At 29.1% G+C, this 5582-nt stretch carries 6 protein-coding genes and 1 riboswitch; all 6 genes read left to right on the forward strand.

What is annotated here, in order from left to right:
• Nucleotides 1-543 precede the first annotated feature (543 nt).
• On the forward strand, nucleotides 544-918 hold the full coding sequence (locus JMO20_RS11265; protein ID WP_202709773.1) for an ArsR/SmtB family transcription factor: 375 nt from the start codon (nucleotides 544-546) through the stop codon (nucleotides 916-918).
• Nucleotides 919-970: 52 nt separating this feature from the next.
• On the forward strand, nucleotides 971-2029 hold the full coding sequence (arsB, locus tag JMO20_RS11270) for an ACR3 family arsenite efflux transporter (protein ID WP_202709774.1): 1059 nt from the start codon (nucleotides 971-973) through the stop codon (nucleotides 2027-2029).
• Between the two features lie 16 nt (nucleotides 2030-2045).
• On the forward strand, nucleotides 2046-2447 hold the full coding sequence (locus JMO20_RS11275) for an arsenate reductase ArsC (protein ID WP_202709775.1): 402 nt from the start codon (nucleotides 2046-2048) through the stop codon (nucleotides 2445-2447).
• Nucleotides 2448-2636: 189 nt separating this feature from the next.
• On the forward strand, nucleotides 2637-2996 hold the full coding sequence (locus JMO20_RS11280) for a hypothetical protein (protein WP_202709776.1): 360 nt from the start codon (nucleotides 2637-2639) through the stop codon (nucleotides 2994-2996).
• A 95-nt stretch (nucleotides 2997-3091) separates the two neighbouring features.
• Nucleotides 3092-3158: riboswitch (Fluoride riboswitch) on the forward strand.
• A gap of 70 nt (nucleotides 3159-3228) precedes the next feature.
• The gene (locus tag JMO20_RS11285; protein WP_202709777.1) at nucleotides 3229-4410 is read left to right on the forward strand and encodes a cation:proton antiporter domain-containing protein; all 1182 of its coding nucleotides are present in this window, start codon (nucleotides 3229-3231) and stop codon (nucleotides 4408-4410) included.
• Nucleotides 4411-5269: 859 nt separating this feature from the next.
• A complete protein-coding gene (locus JMO20_RS11290; RefSeq protein WP_202709778.1) occupies nucleotides 5270-5461 on the forward strand; it encodes a hypothetical protein in 192 nt (63 codons plus the stop codon).
• The last annotated feature ends 121 nt before the right edge of the window (nucleotides 5462-5582 follow it).

Raw genomic sequence — 5582 nt, forward strand, 5'->3', positions numbered from 1 at the left:
ACGGTACGTACGGTGGTGTGAGAGGTCGGTAGATAAAATAATTATCTACCTCCTACTCGATTACATTATAAATAAATAACTAAATTAAAATAATTGTTTGTTAGCATCTATTAAAGTATGGGTAGCAGAATAAAACAACTAGAAGTAAGAAGAAAAATAGTAATTCACTGTTTCCGCCAAATATTCCACCTAAACCTTTATTTTCTGTCATATGTCGTGCCCTCCTTATATTATAATAATTTATTGCAGAGTCTAATATATAATATGGCGATTAATAAAAAATGTGAATGGATTTATTACTGATAAAATAAATTTAAAAATAAATTATAAAATGCTTTAATCATTTAATTAATGTTATAAAATTAGGAAAAATAAATAAGATTAAAAAAGTTGTGAAAAAGAGTTAGAAAAGAAAGAATAAAAATAATTCAGCTAAAAAACATATAGAAATTTATTTTAAAAAAACATATTGACATTTATCTATATATATTTTATGCTATAGATAGATATATCGAAATATATCAATATGATGGAGGCGATTTGATGGATAAACAAATAGAGATATTCAAAGCATTATCAGATAACAATAGATTACTTATACTTGATATGCTTTCATGTGGAGAATTATGTGCATGTGACATAATGGAGGGTTTAGATTTAACCCAACCAACTATATCTCATCATATGAAAATATTGCAACAGGCAGGATTAGTAAACTCAAGAAAAAACGGGAAGTGGGTTATATATTCAATAAAGAAAAAAACAACTGATGAGATAATTAATTTTATTAGGGATTTAACTTCATATAAAGAAAATTGCATTTGTGAAACTAGTTTAAACAAAGATGATAATAAGAAAAATGATAAAAAAGAAAATAAAAAGGAGGATAAACAAGAAGAGAAGTGTTACTTATTATAGTGACCTTGACAATAATATAAATAATTATTTATTGATAAAGGAGGAGATTAAAATGTCAGAACAAATGAAAAAACAAAGTGGAGGTTTAGATTTTTTTGGTAGATACCTTACTGTGTGGGTTGCTTTATGCATTATTATTGGAGTTGCAATTGGCCAATTTTTTCCAGATGTTCCTGATACATTAAGCAAATTTGAGTATGCACAAGTATCAATACCTGTAGCTATATTGATTTGGCTAATGATATATCCAATGATGCTAAAAATTGATTTCTCAAGTGTTATAGAAGCTACAAAAAAACCTAAAGGACTTACAGTTACATGTGTGATTAACTGGTTAATAAAACCATTTACAATGTATCTAATTGCGGCATTATTCTTTAAAGTTATATTTAAAAACATAATTCCTTTAGATTTAGCAAAAGACTATTTAGCAGGAGCAGTTTTACTTGGAGCAGCTCCATGTACGGCCATGGTATTTGTATGGAGTCATTTAACAAAGGGAGATCCTGCATATACTTTAGTTCAAGTAGCAGTTAACGACATTATTTTATTATTTGCTTTTACACCTATTGTGGCATTTTTATTAGGAGTTAGTGATGTGGTGGTACCATATAAAACACTTTTTCTTTCAGTGATTTTATTTGTAGTGATTCCACTTGTTGGAGGATATCTATCTAGAAAAATAGTTATTAATAATAAAGGCATTGATTATTTTGAAAATGTATTTTTGAAGAAATTTGATAACATTACTATAATGGGACTATTGTTAACATTAATTATAATATTCTCATTCCAAGGAGAAGTTATAATAAACAATCCACTTCATATAGGATTAATAGCTATTCCTTTAATAATTCAAACATTTTTTATTTTTATTATAGCTTATGGATGGGCAAAGCTTTGGAAATTACCCCATAATATCGCGGCACCAGCTTCGATGATAGGAGCAAGTAACTTCTTTGAGTTAGCGGTTGCAGTAGCAATCTCATTATTTGGACTACAGTCTGGAGCAGCCCTTGCTACGGTAGTAGGAGTTCTAGTAGAGGTTCCATTAATGTTGACTCTTGTTAAAATAGTTAATAATACTAGGCATTGGTTTCAGGATAAATAGTGGAGGAGGTATTCAGATGAAAAAGAAGGTAGCATTTGTATGCGTGCATAATTCATGTCGGTCTCAAATGGCAGAGGGATGGGCGAAAAAATTAGGGAATGATGTTTTAGAAGCTTATTCTGCTGGTACTGAAAATTATTCAGAAGTAAAACCTAAGGCTGTTGAAGTAATGGAAGAAGCAAAAGTAGATATGAGTAGTCATTATCCAAAATTGTTATCTGATATACCTAAAAAAATAGATATATTGATAACAATGGGTTGTAATGTTGTATGCCCGTATATACCTTGTAGTCATAGTGAAGATTGGGGACTAGACGACCCATCAGGTGGTCCAATTGAAGGTTTTAGAGAAACTAGAGACATTATAAAAGATAAGGTAGATGATTTAATTAAAAGGATAAAAAATAATGAGTTATAAGGAAAGTAATTATTTAAAATATTGAATAGTAAGTATCACAATACGAAAATCTCTTTTATAAATTAACACCATATAAAGGAGATTTTTTAGTTTTCTCGAGAAAGTAATAAAAGGTTAAAAACTTACAAAGAATATTATTACTTGTTTGAAAGAAAAAATCTATTTTAAATTCAGAAGGAGCTGAAACAAATGAATGAATATCCTACACCAGGACAAGAAAAACTAATTTCTAATTATTGTGACTCTATAATTAATCAAATTGAAACTATTGTACATGATTATGATAAATATGTAGATTCTGATGGAGACCTTAAATTCAATAGTAGGTATCAAGAAATAAGTGATAATAGAGAAGTACAAGATTTAATATCTCTTCTTAAGCATGTTAAAGAAGATTTTATAACATCTGCTAAAAATTTAGAAGAAGGTACAAATGCATTTAAAACTTATCTTCAAAATGAAAATTTTGAAAGTAGATATGATAGACTTAGAGAGTACTTTGTTTTACCAGAATTTGATCAATTTTTACAGGACATAGATAAGGAATAAAGTGATGACTGAATTAAGAATTTTTTTGATTCTAAATGAAATATGAATTAAATTTAAAATAAATATTGATATTGTAATTTACAAATGGTATACTTATCCGTATAGGTGATGGAGCTCGCCTTTAAACATTGCTGTTTTGCAATTGATGGCTCCTACTTTGGCTATAATAGTTGAAGTAGGAGCTTTTTGTTTTTTGTCTTATTTACAAAATCAACAGAGGATGGTGTTAATTATGGCGATAAGTTTAGCAACGATTATTATTTTGGGGTTATCTTTTAATAAGATATTCGAAAAGATAAGGTTACCTGGTTTATTAGGTATGCTTATTTTAGGAATTCTTTTAGGTCCTTATGGCTTCAATATTATTAGTGATGAAATCCTTAATATATCTTCAGATTTAAGAAAAATAGCTTTAATAGTAATTTTACTAAGGGCAGGACTAGGAATTAAGAAAGAAACTTTGAATAAAGTTGGGAAGCCAGCTATAAAAATGAGTTTTATACCGGGATTATTTGAGGGTTTTACTATAATGTTTATTGCTAATAAAATTTTAGGAATGACAATAATTGAATCCGGAATTTTAGGCTTTATTATAGCAGCAGTTTCACCAGCTGTTGTAGTGCCTCAAATGATTAAGTTCATGGATAGAAAAATTGGAGAAAAGAAGGGTATACCAACTTTAATTTTAGCTGGTGCATCAATAGATGATGTTATAGCTATCACATTATTTTCAACCTTCTTAGGTCTTTATGGTGGTAAAAATATTAATATTGCTAAACAACTATTCAATATTCCTCTATCAATAATACTAGGGATACTTATAGGTGTTTTAATAGGACTAATATTGATAAAAATATTTAAGCATTATCATATCAGAGATACTAAAAAAGTATTGATTATTTTAGGAACAGCAATATTCTTTACAGGGTTAGAAGATCTTCTAAGTAATATAATACCAATAGCAAGCTTATTAGGAGTTATGACCATAGGATTTATAATGTTAGAAAAATATTCTACTGTTGCTAACAGGTTAGCATCAAAATTTAATAAAATATGGGTTTTTGCTGAATTGCTTTTATTTGTTTTAGTGGGAGCCCAGGTAAATATCCATGTAGCAATAAGCTCAGGATTGATAGGAATATTGATTATAGGGTTAGGATTATTGAGTAGAAGTATTGGTGTTTTAATTTCTCTTATAGGTACTGACTTTGATGTAAAAGAAAGGTTATTCTGTGTGATATCTTATATGCCTAAGGCTACCGTACAGGCTGCTATTGGTGCTGTGCCATTAGCATCAGGAGTTGAATCTGGAGAATTAATATTGGCTATGGCTGTTCTTTCAATTATAATAACTGCACCTATTGGTGCAATGGGAATTAAATTAGCAGGAGAAAGCTGGTTAGAACGGGAATAAAAAGTTATTAAAAAAAGCACTAGAGGTATGAGATGTACAAATTTTAAGTACGCTCATAATCCACTAGTGTTTTTCCATATTATTTGACTTCAGACATATATTGGGTTAATACTAGATTAACATCCTATACCATATATAGGGTAGCAGAATAAAATTACCAATAATAGGAAGAAAAATAACAATTCTGAGTTGTCTCCCCACAATGCACCCATTCTTATACCTCCTTTGCTTTAGGATATGTATAAATAGGAGTATAAAAAGAAATAACATCATTCTCATATCTATACTACATAGAAGATAGAGGACAATTAACAAATGAGGTTATTAAGTGAGTTATTTGCTACTATTTGGTGGAGGGTTAATTATCTATTGTATATGATTCTATTTGAATAACTAGATGAAATCCCCTATCTTCTATGTAATACTAAAATAATTATTTATTAAGGAAGAATTGGGAGTGTACTCCCAATTCTTCAGAATTTGATTCCTCTTAATCTCATAGTAGGTCTATGTCAACTATTATAGACTATTCTTTGCAAGGACCTATAAAACTAGGGAAGCAAAAACAACACACTACTAGAATAATTATAATTATCCAAATCCAGTTATTATCATAGCAACCGCCACCGTATCCCATCTTTATGCCTCCTTCCATTGGATAATACCTTATGTTAGTACATAATATGCACTACTGAGTAAGAGTGTTAATAAAAATAAAAAAAATTGGTAATTGTGATTCCTAATAAAAGATAGCTATATCATTTTATAGATATTGAGTAAATTAATACTAGTATATTTAATTAAAATAAACGAAAAATAAGAAAGTAAGATTAAACAGTCTTTAACAGGAGGTGTATTTATGCAAAACAAAAATGCTAGGCAAAGAGTTCAGGATGCATATACTCAGCTTCAAACATGTAAAGATAATTTAAATCAAGCTGTTAATTCAGTTGAAAAGCAACAAAATAAAGTACAAATTCAAAGTACTATTGCAGCTATAGATAATGCAATAACAACAGCAAATAGAACCCTTTCTAATTATCAAGAATAACAGTATACTATAAGTAATTTTTAATAGCCCCATTCTATAAAAATAGAGTGGGGTTTTGTTGGTGTGCCCAGCATGGGCACAGTCTATAGGGTGAAAGTCCTGAACACCGAAGGTGATATAG

Origin of the sequence: Sporosalibacterium faouarense, from assembly GCF_016765695.1 — a bacterium.
GTDB classification, from domain to species: Bacteria; Bacillota; Clostridia; order Tissierellales; family VENL01; genus Sporosalibacterium; species Sporosalibacterium faouarense.

Coding starts and splice junctions, on each gene's coding strand:
- JMO20_RS11265 (WP_202709773.1), top strand. CDS start 544: ATGGATAAACAAATAGAGATATTCAAAGCATTATCAGATAACAATAGA.
- arsB (WP_202709774.1), top strand. CDS start 971: ATGTCAGAACAAATGAAAAAACAAAGTGGAGGTTTAGATTTTTTTGGT.
- JMO20_RS11275 (WP_202709775.1), top strand. CDS start 2,046: ATGAAAAAGAAGGTAGCATTTGTATGCGTGCATAATTCATGTCGGTCT.
- JMO20_RS11280 (WP_202709776.1), top strand. CDS start 2,637: ATGAATGAATATCCTACACCAGGACAAGAAAAACTAATTTCTAATTAT.
- JMO20_RS11285 (WP_202709777.1), top strand. CDS start 3,229: ATGGCGATAAGTTTAGCAACGATTATTATTTTGGGGTTATCTTTTAAT.
- JMO20_RS11290 (WP_202709778.1), top strand. CDS start 5,270: ATGCAAAACAAAAATGCTAGGCAAAGAGTTCAGGATGCATATACTCAG.